This is a genomic window from Sideroxydans sp. (assembly GCF_054604835.1).
On record NZ_JBTSFG010000004.1, the window covers coordinates 75332 to 93904 of the forward strand.

Genomic DNA, 18573 nt, shown 5'->3' on the forward strand with positions numbered 1-18573 from the left:
ACCATGTTATTGATGATAGACAACTACGATTCATTCACCTACAACCTGGTGCAGTACTTCGCCGAACTCGGCGCGGATGTAGTGGTGAAGCGCAACGACGAGATCACAGTCGAGGAGATCGCGCAGATGAACCCGCAACATCTGGTCATCTCGCCCGGTCCCTGCACGCCGAACGAAGCCGGCATCTCGGTCGCAGCCATCAAACAATACGCTGGCAAGATCCCGCTGCTCGGTGTGTGCCTCGGCCACCAGAGTATCGGCCAGGCTTTCGGCGGGCGTATCATTCATGCCAAGACGTTGATGCACGGCAAGACCTCGCTGATCAACCACCACAGCAACAGCGTATTCACCGGCCTGCCGAATCCGTTCACCGCCACGCGCTACCATTCACTGGTGATCGAGCGCGAGACGCTGCCGGAATGTCTGGAGATCACGGCGTGGACCGACGATGGCGAGATCATGGGCGTGCGTCACAAGACGCTGGCTGTGCACGGCGTACAGTTCCACCCCGAGTCCATCCTCACCGAACACGGGCACGACATGCTGAAGAACTTTCTGGAGGGCAAACCATGAAGCCGCAAGACGCACTCAAGCGCATCATCGAACATCGCGAAATATTCCATGACGAGATGGTGTCGTTGATGCGCCAGATCATGGGCGGCGAAGTCACGCCGGTAATGATTGCCGCCATCATCACGGGACTGCGCGTAAAGAAAGAGACCATCGGCGAGATCGCCGGTGCGGCCAGCGTGATGCGCGAGCTTTCCACCAAGGTCGACATCGCAGACGACGCCCGGCTGGTGGACACCTGCGGCACCGGCGGCGACGGCGCGCACACCTTCAACATCTCCACCGCCTCGGCTTTCGTGGCGGCGGCAGCGGGCGCGAAGATCGCCAAGCACGGCGGGCGTTCGGTATCTTCGCAGTCCGGCAGCGCCGATGTGCTGGAAGCGCTGGGCATCAACATCAACCTCACACCAGAACAGACCGCGAAATGCATCAGCGAAGTCGGTTTCGGTTTCATGTTCGCGCCCAACTATCACAGCGCGATGAAACACGCCGCGCCGGTGCGCAAGGAACTGGGCATCCGCACGCTGTTCAACATCCTCGGCCCGCTGACCAACCCAGCTGGTGCGAAGCAGCAACTGCTGGGCGTGTTCCATCGCGATCTGGTCGGCATCCAGGCGCGCGTGTTGCAGCGTCTAGGCAGCAAGCGCGTGATGGTGGTGCACGGCGCGGACGGACTGGACGAGATCACCATCAGCGGCGAGACGCTGGTGGCAGAACTCAAGGACGACATCGTCAGCGAGTACACCATCCGCCCCGAACAGTTCGGTTTGCGCAGCGCCTCGCTGGACGACATCCATACCGACAGCGTGCAAGCCTCGCGCGACATGATCCTCGACGTGCTGGACAACCAGCCTGGCGCACCGCTGGACATCGTGCTGCTGAACGCGGGCGCTTCGATCTATCTCGCGGGACTGGCCGACACGCTGGCACAGGGCATCGAAAAAGCCGCCGAGGTCATTGCCAGCGGCGCGGCAAAAGCCAAGCTGGCGCAACTGGCACAGGTGAGCAACACCTGAGCGGAGATGAACCCACTCGCACATAACGGGACTACCCTGCACAAAGCGGCCTGGCCGCTGGCAGTGCTGGCAGTCTTGTTTTTGATCGTCTGGTTCGCCCCGCCGCAGCATGCCTTCGAAGTTATCTCGAAGTACCAGAGCATCCACCTGCCAGTCGAGACTGCATCACTGATCATCTCCATGCTGATATTCGGCGTCGCCTGGAACGCCTACAGCAAGGATCGCGCGGCGAACATCATCATCCTCGCCTGCGCCTCGCTTGCGGTCGGGCTGATCGACTTTGCGCACATGCTGTCCTTCGCCGGCATGCCGGATTGGGTGACGCCCGCAGGGCCGGAAAAAGCCATCAACTTCTGGCTGGCGGCGCGCTTTATCTTTGCCGCCGCTTTGCTGACCGTCGCACTGCGCTCCTGGCAGCCGCTTGCGCGTCCGAACACCCGCTACACGATGCTGGCGGTTGCGATCCTCGTCAGCGCACTGGTGTACTGGATCGGCCTGTTCCATCAGGATGCCTTGCCGCGCACCTTCATCACTGGCTTGGGGCTGACGACCTTCAAGATCGCGGCGGAATATCTCATCGTCGCGCTGCTGCTAGTGGCCGCCGTGCTGTTCTGGCGTCAGTCACGCCTCGGCAAGCCGCGCGAGGCGGTCGGCCTGTTCAGCGTGGCGGCCATCACCATCCTCAGCGAGTTGAGTTTCACGCTCTATTCCGATGTGACCGACGTGTTCAATCTGCTGGGGCATGTGTACAAGATCATCGCCTATGCCCTGCTCTATCGCACCGTGTTCGTCGGCAGTGTGCAGGAACCATTCCTGCGTGCTCGCACGGCAGAAGACGCCTTGCAGCATGCCAACCGCGCGCTCAAGACGCTGAGTGCGGGCAACAAGACACTGCTGCATGCGCGTGAAGAGCATGCCTTGCTGGAAGCCATGTGCCGTGCCGCCGTGGAGAAAGGCGGCTATCTGCTGGCCTGGGTCGGCTATGTTCAGGAAGACGAGGCGCACTCCATCAAGCCTGTGGTCTGGCATGCCGTGCAGCCCGGCTATGTGGAATCCCTGCTCTCGACCTGGCAGGACATCGCGCTGAACAACGGCCCCTCCGGCGTCACCGTGCGCAGCGGCGAAACCACCATCTGTCAGGACATCGCGACCGATCCGCTGTTCAGCCCGTGGCGCGAACTGGCAATTCAATACGGTTACCGCGCCAGCATCTCGCTGCCACTGCATGACAACGGCACGACGTTCGCGACGCTTTCACTGTATGCCGCCACGCCGCATGCCTTCACCGGTGACGAGATCGGCCTGCTATCCGAGATGAGCGAAGACCTTTCCTTCGGCATCCGCAATCTGCGCATACGTGCCGAGCGCGATCAGGCCCTGCTGGAGAAGCAACGTTTCATGGAAGAGATACAGACCGGGTTGCAGGACACGGTGCAAGCCATCGCCGCTACCGTGGAGATGCGCGACCCGTATACCGCCGGGCACCAGCGGCGCGTGGCCGATCTTGCCGCCGCCATCGCGGGCGAGATGGATCTGCCGCACGAAGAGATATTCGCCATCCATCTCGCCGGTGTAGTGCATGACCTCGGCAAAATATCTATCCCTGCCGAGATATTGAGCAAGCCCGCGCGCCTGAGCGAGATCGAATATTCATTCATCAAGACCCATCCGCAGGCCGGTTACGACATCCTCAAGGACATCGATTTCAAATGGCCGGTGGCCGAAATGGTGTTGCAGCATCACGAGCGCATGGACGGAACCGGCTATCCGCAAGGCCTGCAAGGCGAAGCCATCATCCTCGGCGCGCGCATCCTCGCTGTCGCCGATGTGATCGAAGCGATGGCATCGCATCGCCCTTACCGCGCCGGACTCGGCATCGATTCGGCACTGAACGAGATACGCGATCACCGCGGCGTGCGCTACGATGCGGACGTGGCGGATGCCGCATTACGGCTCTTTTCAGAAAACAAATACCAGCTCTAAACACGACCGATGGTTTCAGTTCAGCATCAATTCCCGCCGCTCACCGGAGACGACAACGCGGATATCCAACACTGGATGTCCGCCCTATCCGATACATTCGCCCCGAAAGAGATCGAACTGATCCGGCAAGCCTGCGAATTCGCTGCCCCGCTCTACCGGGGCAGCACCGACATCACCGGCACACCGTTGTTGCAACACGCACTGGGTTCGGCTGCCATCCTGATCGGCCTGAATATGGACGCAGAGGCCATCGCTGCCACCGCACTGCATGCCGTGCCGAACTTCATCAAGGATGCACACCTCGTACTACGTGAGAACTTCGGCCCCAATGTCGCGGGGCTGGTGGAAGGCATCTCGCGCATGGAACACGTGCGCCAGTTCAGCGAAGTGCGCGCGCAGCCCAGTGCCGAGGAAGCCGCGCAGCAAGTCGAGACCATGCGCAAGATGCTGCTGGCGATGGTGGAAGATATCCGCGTGGTGCTGATCAAACTCGCCGAGCGCACCCAGACGCTGCGCCACCTCTCGCAAGCGAACCCTGAGCTGCAACGACAAGTCGCGCAGGAGACACAAAGCATCTTTGCACCGCTCGCCAACCGTCTCGGCGTGTGGCAGATCAAATGGGAACTGGAAGACCTCTCCACACGTTATCTGGAACCTGTGCTGTACAAACAGATCGCCAAGTCGCTGGACGAGAAGCGCGTGGATAGAGAACGCTACATCACCGACCTCGTCGCGCAGCTGCAGCAGACGCTTAAAGATGCGGGCATAGACGGCGAAGTGAGCGGCCGCCCCAAACACATCTACAGCATCATCAACAAGATGAAGCGCAAGCATCTGGCCTTCGAGGACCTGTACGACGTGCGAGCTGTGCGCATCCTCGTGGATGACATCGAGCAATGCTATGCCGCGCTGTCGCTGGTGCACGAACTGTGGCTGCCGATTCAAAAAGAATTCGACGACTACATCGCCAAACCCAAACCCAACGGCTACCGCTCACTGCACACCGCCGTGCTCGGCCCGCGCCGCCTGTCGGTGGAAGTGCAGATACGCACACGGCAGATGCATCACGATTCCGAACTCGGTGTGGCCGCCCACTGGCGCTACAAAGAGAACAAGAAATCCGAAGGTGGACTGGACGAGAAAGTCGCCTGGCTGCGTCAGGTGTTGGCATGGAAAGCCGAACTGGCAGACAGCGGCGAGATGCAGGAACAGTTCCGCAATGAACTGATTCAGGATCGTGTGTACGTGCTGACCCCACAAGGCAAGGTGATCGACCTGCCGACTGGTGCGACGCCGGTGGACTTCGCCTACGTGTTACACACCGATCTCGGCCACCGCACACGCGGCGCGAAAGTGGACGGCAACATCGTGCCGCTCAAGCATCAATTGCAGACCGGCCAGCGCGTCGAGATACTCACCGTCAAACAAGGTGGCCCCAGCCGCGACTGGGCCAATCCGAAACTCGGTTATCTGAAGAGTTCACGCGCACGCGCCAAAGTGCGCCACTGGTTCTCGGAACAGACGCTGGACGAAAGTATTTCGCAAGGCCGCGCCCTGCTCGATCGCGAGTTGCATCGCATCGGCGTCAACGACATCAATCTGGAAAAGCTCGCGCAGCAACTGCGCTACAACAAACCGGATGACCTGTACGCCGCACTCGGTCGCGGCGACATCACACCGCGCCGCGCCAGCCTCGCGCTGGTGCAAGAAGCGCCCCCACAGCGCAAGGCCCCATCAAGCAGCGGCCAGTCACAAGCGCCAAAACGCGTGTCGATCGAAGGCGAAAGCAGCCTGACCTACAAACTGGCCCTGTGCTGCCACCCCGAATTCCCCGCCCACATCGTCGGCTATGTCACCCGTGACCGAGGCATCACCATCCACCGCCACGACTGCCCCTTCATGCAGCGTGTGCCGGAAGAGCGCGAGGACAGGTTGCTGGATGCAAAGTGGACGAGTTGAAGGGCTGCTTTGCGGCGATGAGAACTCAGGGATAGACTTCGCCTATCGGCCATTAGCAGACATTTGAGAACCCCATCCAATTCTGACATTAGAGACTACCAAGGAGGAGCATGAGCACCCATCAAATAATCTTGCAGCGTCTCACGAAGCTTGGATTGCTGTTGATGATGGGTGTAAGTATGAGTGGCTGTTCAAATACAATGGAATGGAAAGAAGAAGTAAAGTTGAATGACGGCCGAGTGATGGTTGTTGAACGCCACTTTAATCTTGGCGGCTATCCGACGCTGGACGCTCGCGAACGCACTCCACTCGATGAAACCATCGCCTTCATTTTGCCGGATTCAAATATAAAGATTATTTGGAAAACGGAATTTAATGATCATGTGCCAGAACTTAACAGTCTGAGCCCGCTGTTGCTGGATGTGGTTGGGGGCATTCCATACCTTGCCACGAGCCCAGCTGGATGTATCGCCTACAACAAATGGGGGAGACCCAATCCGCCCTATGTACTTTACAAGTATGTCAATGATGAATGGCATCGCATTCCTCTGAAAGAGTTTCCAACTGTGCTAGTTCATTCAAACCTGATAGGCAAGCCGGCTTCAAGCTTACTCAAGCCATACTACACTGTAGAAGCAGCTAAGGCGGAGCGAGAGGATGGGAATATCAGTGATTATGCGAAAACGATTCTGCGGGAGGCGTTATCCAAGGAGCGGATAAATGAAATGTGTCATGACTGGAGTGATCCTAAATACCGATTTCAAAAAGCACCTGACACGGAAACACACTAAAGAGGCTCGAATTATTATTGAGCGTCCGTTATCTGGAAGCTGTTATGTCTCTTATGGGTTAGTTTCTGCCGCCCACCATCGTCTGCTTTCGGGCATTTCATTATTCACCACCTCAGTTTTCAGCAGCTAAATCCTGCCAGCCCAGACCTTCATCCACCCCACCTCTGTTAAACTGCGCGCCGCTGTCGTTTCTGGTTTTGTTCGGCTCGCCGTAGCGCCGTTCCATTTGCATGGATCGGGTCAGACGGTCCGCGTGTAGCTGACATCATCCCGAAGCGATGGAATGTGCCGTATCAACGCGCTGCCAGTGTGCAGGTCTGCAGATCCTATGAGGTACGAAGCTTTGTCGCCGCGCTTGCATCGCAAGCACGCACTCGCTTTTTTCGTCCATGTTACATGGACGTCGTTCGTCATTTCTGTCTTCCCCTGCTCTGTCGGCGCCCATAACTAAAAGGGTCGTCATGTCTTCTTCAAAAATCATCAAAGCATTCTTTGCTATCGCTTTCGCTTCGGTCACATTGCTGACCGCCAGCCTGTCTCAAGCCCAACCGGTGTTGCGCGTTTCCGCCATCCCGGACGAGTCGCCGACCGAGTTGCAGCGCAAGTTCAAACCGCTGGGCGAGTATCTGGAGAAGAAACTGGGCATGAAGGTCGAGTTCACCCCCGTCACCGATTACGCCGCTTCCGTTGAAGGTTTGATCAACGACAAACTGGATATGGTGTGGTTCGGTGGTTTCACTTTCGTGCAAGCCAATGTACGCAGCCACGGCAAGGTGACCCCGCTGGTGCAGCGCGCTGAGGACGAGAAGTTCCAATCCGTGTTCATCACCACACATGCTGACATCACTTCGCTGAAAGACCTGAAAGGCAAGACCTTCACTTTCGGCTCCGAGTCTTCCACTTCCGGTCACCTGATGCCGCACTCTTTCCTGCTGGCCGCGCACATCAATCCGGAAAACGATATGAAGCGCATCGCTTTCTCCGGCGCGCATGATGCGACTGTCGCTGCTGTTGCCGGTGGCAAGGTGGATGCGGGTGCGTTGAACATCTCGGTGTGGAACAAGCTTGTGGCAGCAGGCAAGGTCGATACCAAAGCCGTGCATGTGTTCTACACCACACCGGGCTACTACGATTACAACTGGACCGTACGTTCCGACATGGCTCCCGCGCTGCGCGAGAAGCTGGCCAAGGCTTTCCTCGACCTGAATGCGAACGATACGCACGACAAAGCGATCCTCGATCTGCAACGCGCTTCGAGTTTCATCCGCACCAAGGCTGAGAACTACAGCGCGATAGAGACTGCTGCTCGCAGCGCAGGTCTGCTGAAGTAAACATGTCGTTCGTATTACGCGGCATCAGCGTGCGCCATGTGTCAGCGGCGCGCGCCGATCAGGGCCATGCTTTGCACGGCATCGATCTGCACATCGAACAAGGCGAGCAGATCGCGCTGATCGGCCCGTCCGGTGCGGGCAAGACCACCTTGCTGCACACGCTGGCTTGCGCCCATGCACCGACAAACGGCGATCTATCCATGTTCGGAGTGCAACCGTGGATGCTGCCACATGCGGCGCGCCATGCACTGCGCACACGCCCGTTCCTCGCACCGCAAACACCGCCGCTGCCGCCACGGCAGCGCGTGGTGACAGCGGTGCTGGCCGGACGTTTGCCGCAATGGGGTTTCTGGAAATCCATCGCTTCGCTGATAAAGCCTGCAGATCCCGATGTGGCGTATGACGCCTTGTCGCGCTTCGATCTGCAAGACAAGTTGTATGCACGTGTGGATAGGTTGTCGGGCGGTGAACGTCAGCGTTGCGGCATGGCGCGCTTGCTGGTCTCCAGTGCCGATGCGTTCCTGGTGGATGAGCCGCTATCCGCGCTCGACCCGACCTTGTCGCGGCAGACACTGCATACCTTGCAAGCGGAAGCCGCGACGCGCAACGCCACACTGGTGTGCAGCCTGCATCAGGTAGAACTGGCACTGGAATATTTCCCGCGCATCATCGGTCTGCGTGATGGGCGTGTGGTGTTCGATGCACCGCGTGCAGAGGTGACGCAAGAGATGATCGCCGCGCTGTATCGCAATGCAAAAAATGATGCGCCAGCTGCGGTGGCAACACCTGCACTGGAACCGGCTGAAACACATTTCGCATGAAAGTACGCAGCGCCCATCCCGACCCCGCTTGGCGAGGTCGCATCACCGCCACGGTGATCGCACTGATCCTGCTGTGGCCGATGTTGGTCGCCAGCGAATTCAAACCGTGGATATTGTTCGATGCGCAGAGTTTGAATGCGACTTGGGGATTCCTGTCCGGCTTCTTCCCGCCTGCGCATTCCAGCGAGTTTCTGGCACTGATGCTGGAAGCGACATGGCAGACCATCGCCATCGCCACCGCCGGACTCACGCTGGCATTGCTGGGAGCGATTCCGCTGACATTGCTGGCGACAGAGTCCTTATCCATTTCGCGATTGGAATCGGGACGCATGCGTATTGCGGGTGCGTTCGTTCGACAATGCGCACGCTGGTTGCTGGTGGTGTTGCGCAGCGTGCCGGAACTGGTGTGGGCGTTGTTGCTGGTGCGCATCGTCGGCCTCGGCCCGACGGCGGGTGTGTTGGCTATCGCACTGACCTACAGCGGCATGCTCGGCAAAGTCTATGCCGAGATATTGGAATCATCCGAGACGCATGCCAGCGAAGCTTTGCTGCAAAACGGCAGCAGCCGACTGGCTGCATTGTTCTATGGCGCGCTGCCCGCAGCGGGTTCAGAGTTGGTGTCGTACACCACCTATCGCTGGGAATGCGCGATACGCGGTTCGGTGGTGATGGGTTTCATCGGCGCGGGCGGCATCGGCCAGCGCATGGATGAATCGATGAAGATGCTGGCGGGTGCGGAAGTTTCCACCATGCTGATCATCTTCGTGTTGCTGGTGGCGGGTGCCGATCTGGTCAGCACTTTCTTGCGCAAGCGATTGGGCTGAGATGGATACACGCCGCCCCACGCCACCACCCGTCATCGCACCTGCCACGCTGGCCTTACTGGTCGGTTTGCTGGTGCTGGTCGCTGCCAGTTTCTATTCGCTGAACATCAAATGGGGCGAACTGTTCACGACAAGTGCCGTGCGTTCCAGCATGGAATTCCTGCAAGGTTTTGCGCCGCCTGAGATGGCGACGCCGTTCCTGATCCGTGTTGCCGAGGGCACATTAGAGACGCTGTCCATGTCGGCGCTCGGCACAGGTATCGCGTTCGTGATCGGCCTGGCATTGGCATTGCCAGCCAGCGGCAGGTTCGGCGCTGTTGCGCGCGGCAGTGTGCGACTGGTGCTGAATGTGCTGCGCTCCATCCCGGAGTTGGTGTGGGCGGTGATCCTGTTGATCGCAGCTGGACTGGGGCCGTTCGCGGGAACACTGGCCTTGGCGATACACACCAGCGGCGTGCTCGGCAGATTGTTCGCCGATGCGCTGGAGAATCTGCCGCCCGCCTGCGAGGACACGCTGCGCCTGAATGGTGCCGGTGCGCTGAGCGCGTTCTTCTATGCCGCGCTGCCGCAGATCGCGCCGCAACTGATGTCGTACACCTTGTATCGCTGGGAGAACAACATCCGCGCCGCCGCCATCCTCGGCATCGTCGGGGCGGGTGGCCTGGGGCAGATGCTGAAATATCACCTGTCGCTGTTCCAGATGCAGCAGGCAGCCACCGTCATCATCGCGATGCTGTTGATGATCACTGTGGTGGATGCGGTGAGTTTCTGGTTGCGACGCAGGCTGACTGTAAAATAGCGTTTACGCGATAAAGCGCTGCAATGCTTCAACATCGAACGGCCAGCCGAGTTCGCTGCCGTCATCCATTCTCTTCACCACCGGGATGCGCGTGCCATAGCTTTCCAGCAATGCGTCGTCCTCCACGATATCGACATGTTCCGCCTCGACACCGATCTGTGCGAGCAAGACTTCTGCCTGCTCGCACAGATGGCAATGCGAAGTGCTGTAGAGGACCAGCTTCATCAGTAGTCGGTGTAACCCTTCTCGCCCGGCGTGTAGAACGTCGCCATGTCTGGCGGCGTCAACTCGGCACCGCTTTGCAGCTTGCTCACCAGATCGGGATTGGAGATGAAGGGGCGACCGAAGGCGACCAAATCGCCTTTTTGCGCATCGAGATCGGCATTGGCGCGCGCCGCATCGTAGCCGCCGGAGAGGATGTATTTTCCTTTGAAGTTGGCGCGTATCTTCTGCTTCAACTCGGGGCTGACTTCCGGTGCGCCCATGGAGCTGTGATCGACGATATGGATGTAAACCAGACCGATGGCATTCAGTTCTTCGACCAGTCGCAGATACAGCGCATCCATCTTGGCGTCGGCTGCAGTGCCGTTGAACACGCCGTAGGGAGAGATTCGCAGACCGATACGATCCGCGCCGATCGCAGCCGCACTGGCCTTGGCGACTTCCACCGCGAAGCGGATACGGTTCTCCACGCTGCCGCCCCACTGGTCGGTGCGCTGGTTGGTGGCGGTGTTGAGGAACTGATCGATCAGATAGCCGTTCGCGGCATGTAACTCAACCCCATCGAAACCGGCAGCGATAGCATTCTTCGATGCTTGTGCATATTCGACGATGGCGGTGGTGATGTCTTCCTCGCTCATCTCGGTCGGCGCAGGATAAGGCTGCATGCCGTTGCTGTCCGTCCACATATCACCGGCTAAAGCGACCGCTGACGGTGCGACGATCCTGGTTCCGGGTTGCATATTGGCCGGATGGCTGACGCGTCCGGTGTGCATCAACTGCACGAAAATCTTGCCGCCCTTGGCATGCACCGCATCGTTCACCCTCTTCCATCCCTGCACCTGCTCGCCTGAGAACAGCCCCGGGATACGTGCATAGCCCAGACCGTTGGCTGATGGCGAGGTACCCTCGGTGATGATGAGTCCCGCGTCCGCACGCAGCGCGTAATACTTTTCCATCAGTTCGTTCGGCACGTTGCCGGTGGCGCGCGAGCGCGTCATCGGTGCCATCACGATACGGTTCTTGAGTTGCAGTTTCCCGAGCATGGTCGGGGTGAATAATGTTTGCGTCATATCGTTTCCTTTGTTGCTGCTCTGTTTCCCGCCGGCCTCGTGACCGGCGGCTTGTTCTTTACTGTTTGATCGCTTCCACCGGGATGGTCAATGTCACTTCATCGCCGACGTAAGGAACATTCTTGGCCATGTCGAAGTCGGAGCGTTTCACCTTGGCCGTGGCCGTCGCGCCGCAGGCTTCTTTCTTCACCATCGGGTGCGGCATGCAATGGAAGGAATCGATGGTGAGCGTGACCGGCTTGGTGATGTCCTTGATCGTTAGCTCGCCTGCCACTGACACCGGCTGGTCTCCCTTGAATTTGACCTTGCTCGATTTGTAAGTGATGGTGGGGAACATCTCGGTGTCGAAGAAGTCGGCAGCCTGGATGTGCTCGTTGAACAGGGCAGATCCAGTGTTGACAGACTTGGCATCGATGGTCACATCGACTGTGCCGGTCTTCTTCGCACGGTCCAGCGTGATGCTGCCGGAGACTTTGTCGAAGCGGCTGAGTTGGATGGAATATCCGAGATGGTTGTATTCGAAACGCGGCATGGAATGTGTCGGTTCGATCATGTAGGTCTCCGGGGCTGCATAGGCAGTCGCGGCAAACAATGTGGCGATCAATGTAGTCAGGGTGTGCTTCATGTTGTTCTCCTTTTCGTGGGTTGAGATTACTTCTTATTCGGTGCTGCGGTGACGACAAAATGGAACTCGATCTGTATCTCGTTGGCAACGGTGCCGACATCCGACCATGCTCCTTCGCCGATGGCATAGTCGAGACGCTTGATATTCAGCGCCCCGTCGAACTGACCACGTGCGCCGACGTTTATGAAGGTGACCGGCACGACGACATCCCGCGTCCGGCCTTTGATGCTGAGTTTTCCGCTGGCCTCATAGCGATTTCCGCCCACAGATTTCATGCCGGACGAAACGAAGCTCGCCGTCGGATGAGTTCGGGCATCGAACCACTGCTTGCCGACCACTTCCTCGTTCGCCTCATCCACACCGGTGTCGATGCTGGCGATGTCGATCTCGATACTGGCCCGCGCTTTATCCAGTTTGGCCGGATCGAAAGCAAGTTGCGCAGTGAACCTGCTGAACTTGCCTTCCATAGACACCCCCATCTGGGTGTATCCAAACATCACCGTGCTTTCGTTCGCCTGAACCTGACGATATTCGACAGCATGGGACACGCCGACAGACATCAGTACGAATGCCACGGCCAGTTTCACTATTGCTCCAAACATAGAACTCTCCCTTGGATTCACGCCAACCGCCCGCTGCGATAATCATCCAGCGCCTGATGGATCTCTTCCTGCGTATTCATCACGAATGGGCCGTATTGCACGATGGGTTCGTCGAGCGGTTTGCCTGCCACCATGATCAGGCGCGCATCACCGGCGGTGGAGATCGTCACGCCATCCGCATCGGGCGCATTGCCCAATATCCCCATGCGTTGCGCGTCCACCTGCGTATCGCCGACCTGCACCGCACCGCGATAGACATAGACGAATGCGTTATGCGTGGCCGGTAGCGCAGTGGATAGTCGAGTCGCCGCAGGCAGATGGATGTCCAGATAGACCGGCTCGGTGACTTCTCGCGTCATCGCGCCCACCACACCGTTGCTCTCGCCCGCTATCACGCGCACGGTCACACCCTCCGGCGTGGTGTATTCGGGAATCTCTGCCGACGAAAAATCCTTGTACCAAGGCGCGGCCATCTTGTTGCGTGCGGGCAGGTTGAGCCAAAGCTGAAAACCTTCCATCAGCCCGTCTTCCTGTTCGGGTATCTCGGAATGGATCGCACCGCGTCCGGCGATCATCCACTGCATACCGCCGTTCTCCAGCAGCCCTTCGTGCCCAGCACTATCGCGGTGGCGCATGCGCCCGGACAACATATAGGTGATGGTCTCGAAGCCGCGATGCGGGTGATCGGGAAAACCGGCGATGTAATCGTCCGGATCGTCGCTACCGAATGCATCCAGCATCAGGAATGGATCGAGGCGGCGTTGCAACTTGCCGGTCAACACACGCGTCAGACTGACGCCCGCGCCGTCCGATGTGGCCACGCCCTGCACCAGACGTTCGATGCTGCGTGATCGCTTGAGGGTTGTTGGGGTTGCCGTGTTCATGGCATTTCCTTGGTTGACTAAAGTGGTTGCATATTATGCGTTCCAAAAACATAGATAAACCCAGCATACCGAGATAGACTATCCCACAAATGGAACAAAAGAATATCTCGGCCGATGACATGATCCTGTTCGCCAGCATCGCGGAACAGTCCAGTCTGGTGCGCGCCGCAGAGCAACTCGGCATGCCGAAAGCCACCGTCTCGCGCCGCTTGGGCAATCTGGAAGAGTTGCTGGGACAGAAGCTGCTGATCCGCACCACGCGCCGCCTGTCGCTCACCGAATTCGGACTGGCCTTCCTCGATCACTGCCGCCGCGTCACTGAAGAAGTCGCAACTACCCAGGATTTCGCGCGCAGTCAGGATGTGCAACCGCGCGGCAGCCTGCGCGTTTCCATGCCGGAAGACTATGCCAGACGCACCTTGTCGCGCGCACTGGCCACCTTCATCGAAGCCTATCCGGAGATCGAACTGGAACTCGATTTGAGTTCGCGTCTGGTAGACCTGATCGGCGAACGTTTCGACCTCGCCATCCGCATGGGCGAACTGGCGAACGATTCCACGCTGGTCGCGCGCAAACTGGACGAGCAGCATCTTGCCTTGTATGCCAGTCCCATCTATCTGGCACTGCATCCCGCACCGCGACATCCGGACGAATTACAGCGTCACACCTCGCTGCGCATGGCCTCCAACCTCGGACAGCCGCAACCGTGGAAGCTATTGCGCGGCAAAGAAGAATGGGCGGGTGTGCCGCCGGGACGCATGACGCTGAATTCCATCAGCGTCATCCAGCAATTACTGCTGGATGGCGCTGGCATCGGCATGCTGCCCGTACCTTTCGCGGAAGAAGATGTGAAGAAGAATAGATTGGTGCGCGTGCTGCCGGACTGGTGTTTCCCATCCGTCACCGCGTGGGCGGTGATGCCGATGCGACGTTTCCTGCCCAGCAAGACACGCGCGTTCCTGGACCATCTTGAGAACGCAATGAAACTTGCATGATCTCTGCTCGCACAAACAAAAAGCCTCGCAATGATGCGAGGCTTTTTGTTTGTTGGTGGGCCCTCGCGGACTTGAACCGCGGACCAAAGGATTATGAGTCCTCTGCTCTAACCAACTGAGCTAAGGGCCCGTGACACTTAACTTTCGCCGTCGAGGAAGCTCTTCAGTTTTTCGGAACGGGAAGGATGACGCAGCTTGCGCAGGGCCTTGGCTTCAATCTGACGGATACGTTCGCGGGTGACGTCGAACTGCTTGCCGACTTCTTCCAGTGTGTGGTCGGTGTTCATCTCGATACCGAAACGCATGCGCAGCACTTTGGCTTCGCGCTGAGTCAGGCTGTCGAGGATGTCCTTGGTGACGTTGCGCAGGCTATCGAACACGGCCGCATCGATCGGTGCCAATGAGTTGGCATCTTCGATGAAGTCGCCCAGATGGGAGTCGTCGTCGTCGCCCACAGGCGTTTCCATGGAGATGGGCTCCTTGGCGATCTTGAGGATCTTGCGGATCTTGTCTTCCGGCATCTCCATCTTGACTGCGAGCGTGGCCGCATCGGCTTCGATACCCGTCTCCTGCATGATCTGGCGCGAGATGCGGTTCATCTTGTTGATGGTCTCGATCATGTGCACCGGGATACGGATGGTGCGCGCCTGGTCTGCGATGGAGCGCGTGATGGCCTGACGGATCCACCATGTCGCGTAAGTCGAGAACTTGTAACCGCGGCGATATTCGAACTTGTCCACGGCCTTCATCAGACCGATGTTGCCTTCCTGGATGAGGTCGAGGAATTGCAGACCGCGGTTGGTATATTTCTTGGCGATAGAGATGACCAGACGCAGGTTGGCCTCGATCATGTCGCGCTTAGCGCGGCGTGCCTTGGCTTCGCCGTTGGTCATCTGGCGGTTGATCTCTTTCAGGTCGACGATGGGGATACCCACGCGCTGTTGCAGGGCGATCATCTGTTTCTGCTGGTCGATGATGGCGGCTTCGTGGCGTGACAGCGTTTCACTGTAAGGCTTCTTGGCCGCGATCTCGCGATGCACCCATTCCAGATTGAGTTCGTTGGACGGGAAAGATTTGATGAAGTGCGGACGCGGCATGTGCGATTTGGTGACGCACAGTGTCTGGATGGCACGCTCGCTGGTACGCACGTCCTCCACCATCTTGCGCATGGTGTCGCACAAAGCATCCACTTGTTTTGCGGAGAAACGGAACTGCATCAGCTCATCGGAGATCTGTTGCTGCAACTTGTCGTATTGCTTGCTGCGGTAGCCGAATTTCTCGTATGCCTTGCCCATTTTGGTGAACAGGTCGCTGATCAGCGCGAAGCGTGTCAGCGCATCGACCTTCATCTGCGCCAGATTGGCCGCTACGGCAGCTGCGGCGGCTTCGGCCTGCGCTTCTTCGTCTTCTTCTTCATCGTTATCGGAGTCGTCGCTCTCCGCATCGGCGTCGTCGTTCGAATCGCTGCTGCTGTCGTCGGCATCGCTGCCGATCTTGGCTTCGTCTTCGCCATCGACGAACCCGTCGATCAGTTCCTCGACACGCATCTCGTCATTGGCGATCTTTTGAGCCAGCAACAGGATCTCGGCGATGGTCGCCGGGCAAGCGGAGATGGCCATGATCATGTGCTTCAGGCCGTCTTCGATACGCTTGGCGATCTCGATCTCGTCCTGGCGGGTGAGCAGATTGACCACCCCCATCTCACGCATGTACATGCGCACCGGATCGGTGGTGCGTCCGAATTCGGAATCAACGGTAGAGATGGCGGCCTCGGCTTCGGCGGCAGCATCATCATCGGCCACGGGTGGAGCGACTTCGTTCATCACCATCGACTCGCTGTCCGGTGCGACGTCGCACACGGAGATGCCCATGTCGTTGATCATGCTGACCACGCCCTCGACCTGCTCGACTTCCAGCATGTCGGGCAGATGGTCGTTGATCTCGGCAAAGGTCAGATAGCCGCGCTCCTTGCCCAGCAGGATCAGCGCTTTGAGGCGCGTGCGACGCTCTTCGATATCTTGAGAGCTATCGCTCTGCTTGCTTGCCACCTCTGCTGCTTTGGCTTTTACGCTGGTAGTTTTGCTGGCACTTTTTTCCGTAGCATTCGCTGTCTCGCGTTTGGCTTCCGCCGTGGTTTTCTTTGCCGGAGTAGTGGTTTTCTTGTTTTGCTGAGTCGCCATGCTCGGTTCCCAGAATTAAAATTGATTAGCCGGCAGTCGTGTCTCGACCACCAAAAGGGCGCGGATTATAGCAGATTTATTCAACTTTTCCGAAGGTTAGCTTCGAACAGCGTCTACACGGACGGATGCAATTACCGTGCCTACCCCCTGTTTTCAGCTCAGTGTGGCCTTCAATTGCGCTAGCGCATCTTTAAGCTCCGCATGCCGCTCACGCTCGGCAGGACTCATTCCTGACAAGCCTTTGGCCAGCAGCAGAGTCATTTCACTTTCGATCTCGGCGCGCCGTATCTTACGCAGCAAGCCAGAGAAGTCCGAGTCGATGTCGTAATCGTCTCCCAGCTGCATGACTTCGCCCCGCACGGAGGCGAATACCGAAGCGTGCACCGTATCCTGGAAATGCTGGATCAACGCAGCCGTGCTGACTTCGTCGGCACCTTCATGCAGCCAATCCGCCAGCGCTGTGATGGCTGCGCCCTCGGCAGTCTCACTTGACCAATCGCGCGGCAATTCACGGGCCAGTTCCGGCTTCATCAGCAGGCAGCGCAACATGTGACGCAACTCCGAGGGCGCATTGCGCTTTGCCTTCTGTGGCGCGATGCGTTTGGGCGCTGCGACCGGCTTGATAGACCAAAGGGCCTCCAGTTCCGCCTGCTCCAATCCGGCCAAAGCAGCAACCTGTTTGCGCAACAGCAGGGCAGTGGTCGGTGCTGTGATGGCCGTCAGCAACGGCTGTGCATTCTTTACCAAAGCGCTTTTACCTTCCTGCGTCGTCAGGTCGACTTGCGCCGCCAGTTCGCGCAGCAGATAGCCGGACAGCGTCATTGAATCATCCAATTCGTGCTCGAAGGCTTCCGTGCCGAATTCGCGTATGTACGAATCAGGGTCATGCTCTTCAGGCAGGAACAGGAAGCCGATGCGCTTGCCGTCCTGCAATTGCGGCAAGGCATTCTCCAGCGCGCGCCATGCGGCTTTCTGGCCGGCGCGGTCTCCGTCGAAACAAAACACCAGCTGGTCACACACGCGCATCAGCTTCTGAATATGGAATGGCGTCGTTGCCGTACCCAGTGTCGCCACTGCATATTCCACGCCGTGCTGCGCGAGCGCCACCACGTCCATGTAACCTTCCACCACCACCACACGCTGCTGGGCACGGATGGCCTTCTGCGCCTGATACAGACCGTACAGTTCGTGACCTTTCTCGAACAGCGTGGTCTCAGGCGAGTTGAGATATTTCGGCTCGCCCTTGTCCAGCACACGCCCGCCGAATCCGATCACGTTGCCACGCACATTCACGATGGGGAACATGATGCGATCACGGAAGCGATCGTAGCGTTTGCCGCCCTCTCCTTCGATCACCAGACCGGTCTCGACCAGCGAAGCATCCTGATAGTTGGAGACAGCGGCTTTGAGAGGTTGCCAATCGTCGGGGGCATAGCCGATACCGAAGCGTGCTGCAACTTCACCGGAGAGTCCGCGCCCCTTGAGGTAATCGATCGCACGCGGATTGTTCTTCAGTTGCTCACGGTAGTAGCGCGTGGCTGTCTGCATCAGCTCGTACAGATCGGGAGCGACTTTTATCTGCGGCGTGCTCGAGGCTTCGCGTGGCACTTCGAGACCTATGCCTTTGGCCAGATCTTCCACCGCTTCGACGAAGCCGCTGCCGGTGTGCTCCATGACGAAGCCGATCGCAGTGCCATGTGCACCGCATCCGAAGCAGTGATAGAACTGCTTGCTCTGGCTGACGGTGAACGACGGGGATTTTTCGTTATGGAAAGGACAGCAGGCGACGTAGTTTGCGCCGGCTTTCTTCAGCGGAACATAGCGCTCGATGACATCGACGATGTCGAGACGATTGAGCAGATCCTGAATGAAACTTTTTGGAATCACTCCCGCCCCCGCTC

General features: G+C 58.5%; 17 protein-coding genes and 1 tRNA gene. 10 read left to right on the forward strand and 8 right to left on the reverse strand.

What is annotated here, in order from left to right; translation table 11 throughout:
- Positions 1-3 precede the first annotated feature (3 nt).
- From pabA to phnE, 9 genes are all read left to right on the forward strand, one after another.
- The gene (pabA, locus tag ACYCZ5_RS07845) at positions 4-573 is read left to right on the forward strand and encodes an aminodeoxychorismate/anthranilate synthase component II (protein ID WP_461544242.1); all 570 of its coding nucleotides are present in this window, start codon (positions 4-6) and stop codon (positions 571-573) included.
- Positions 570-1586, forward strand: coding sequence for an anthranilate phosphoribosyltransferase (gene trpD, locus ACYCZ5_RS07850; protein ID WP_461544243.1), 1017 nt, complete (start codon positions 570-572; stop codon positions 1584-1586). The genes pabA and trpD overlap by 4 nt, the downstream gene beginning before the upstream one ends.
- Before the next feature lie 6 nt (positions 1587-1592).
- Positions 1593-3569 (forward strand): MASE3 domain-containing protein, encoded by a 1977-nt coding sequence (locus ACYCZ5_RS07855; protein ID WP_461544244.1) that lies wholly within the window; start codon positions 1593-1595, stop codon positions 3567-3569.
- A gap of 75 nt (positions 3570-3644) precedes the next feature.
- Positions 3645-5528 (forward strand): RelA/SpoT family protein, encoded by a 1884-nt coding sequence (locus tag ACYCZ5_RS07860; RefSeq protein ID WP_461544245.1) that lies wholly within the window; start codon positions 3645-3647, stop codon positions 5526-5528.
- Between the two features lie 110 nt (positions 5529-5638).
- A complete protein-coding gene (locus ACYCZ5_RS07865) occupies positions 5639-6319 on the forward strand; it encodes a hypothetical protein (protein WP_461544246.1) in 681 nt (226 codons plus the stop codon).
- Between the two features lie 461 nt (positions 6320-6780).
- Entirely contained in the window at positions 6781-7650 is an 870-nt protein-coding gene (locus ACYCZ5_RS07870) for a putative selenate ABC transporter substrate-binding protein (RefSeq protein WP_461544247.1), read from the forward strand.
- 2 nt (positions 7651-7652) lie between these two features.
- Positions 7653-8471, forward strand: a complete 819-nt coding sequence (locus tag ACYCZ5_RS07875) for a phosphonate ABC transporter ATP-binding protein (protein WP_461544248.1) — start codon at positions 7653-7655, stop codon at positions 8469-8471.
- On the forward strand, positions 8468-9295 hold the full coding sequence (locus tag ACYCZ5_RS07880; RefSeq protein ID WP_461544249.1) for a PhnE/PtxC family ABC transporter permease: 828 nt from the start codon (positions 8468-8470) through the stop codon (positions 9293-9295). The genes ACYCZ5_RS07875 and ACYCZ5_RS07880 overlap by 4 nt, the downstream gene beginning before the upstream one ends.
- 1 nt (position 9296) lies before the next feature.
- Positions 9297-10094 carry a phosphonate ABC transporter, permease protein PhnE gene (gene phnE, locus ACYCZ5_RS07885; protein ID WP_461544250.1) on the forward strand — a complete coding sequence of 266 codons (798 nt, stop codon included), beginning with the start codon at positions 9297-9299 and terminating at the stop codon, positions 10092-10094.
- Positions 10095-10097: 3 nt separating this feature from the next.
- Here phnE and ACYCZ5_RS07890 read toward each other — a convergent pair whose 3' ends face one another.
- From ACYCZ5_RS07890 to ACYCZ5_RS07910, 5 genes are read right to left on the reverse strand one after another with little or no spacing between them, the layout of a single operon-like run.
- A complete protein-coding gene (locus ACYCZ5_RS07890; RefSeq protein ID WP_461544251.1) occupies positions 10098-10319 on the reverse strand; it encodes a glutaredoxin family protein in 222 nt (73 codons plus the stop codon).
- Positions 10319-11386 carry an alkene reductase gene (locus ACYCZ5_RS07895; RefSeq protein WP_461544252.1) on the reverse strand — a complete coding sequence of 356 codons (1068 nt, stop codon included), beginning with the start codon at positions 11384-11386 and terminating at the stop codon, positions 10319-10321. Before ACYCZ5_RS07895 ends, ACYCZ5_RS07890 begins: the two co-directional genes overlap by 1 nt.
- A 58-nt stretch (positions 11387-11444) precedes the next feature.
- Complete coding sequence (locus ACYCZ5_RS07900; RefSeq protein WP_461544253.1) at positions 11445-12011, reverse strand: YceI family protein; 567 nt, start codon at positions 12009-12011, stop codon at positions 11445-11447.
- Positions 12012-12037: 26 nt separating this feature from the next.
- Positions 12038-12613, reverse strand: coding sequence for a YceI family protein (locus ACYCZ5_RS07905; RefSeq protein ID WP_461544254.1), 576 nt, complete (start codon positions 12611-12613; stop codon positions 12038-12040).
- A 17-nt stretch (positions 12614-12630) separates the two neighbouring features.
- Complete coding sequence (locus ACYCZ5_RS07910; protein ID WP_461544255.1) at positions 12631-13497, reverse strand: pirin family protein; 867 nt, start codon at positions 13495-13497, stop codon at positions 12631-12633.
- A gap of 89 nt (positions 13498-13586) precedes the next feature.
- Between ACYCZ5_RS07910 and ACYCZ5_RS07915 the strand changes: the two genes are divergently transcribed.
- Entirely contained in the window at positions 13587-14492 is a 906-nt protein-coding gene (locus tag ACYCZ5_RS07915) for a LysR family transcriptional regulator (RefSeq protein ID WP_461544256.1), read from the forward strand.
- 53 nt (positions 14493-14545) lie between these two features.
- On the opposite strand, the gene ACYCZ5_RS07920 is transcribed toward ACYCZ5_RS07915, so the two are convergent.
- The 3 genes from ACYCZ5_RS07920 to dnaG form a co-directional block, all read right to left on the reverse strand.
- Positions 14546-14622 (reverse strand) — tRNA-Ile (locus tag ACYCZ5_RS07920).
- Between the two features lie 7 nt (positions 14623-14629).
- Positions 14630-16672, reverse strand: a complete 2043-nt coding sequence (gene rpoD, locus ACYCZ5_RS07925) for an RNA polymerase sigma factor RpoD (protein WP_461544257.1) — start codon at positions 16670-16672, stop codon at positions 14630-14632.
- A gap of 153 nt (positions 16673-16825) precedes the next feature.
- Entirely contained in the window at positions 16826-18559 is a 1734-nt protein-coding gene (gene dnaG / locus ACYCZ5_RS07930; RefSeq protein ID WP_461544258.1) for a DNA primase, read from the reverse strand.
- Positions 18560-18573 lie beyond the last annotated feature (14 nt).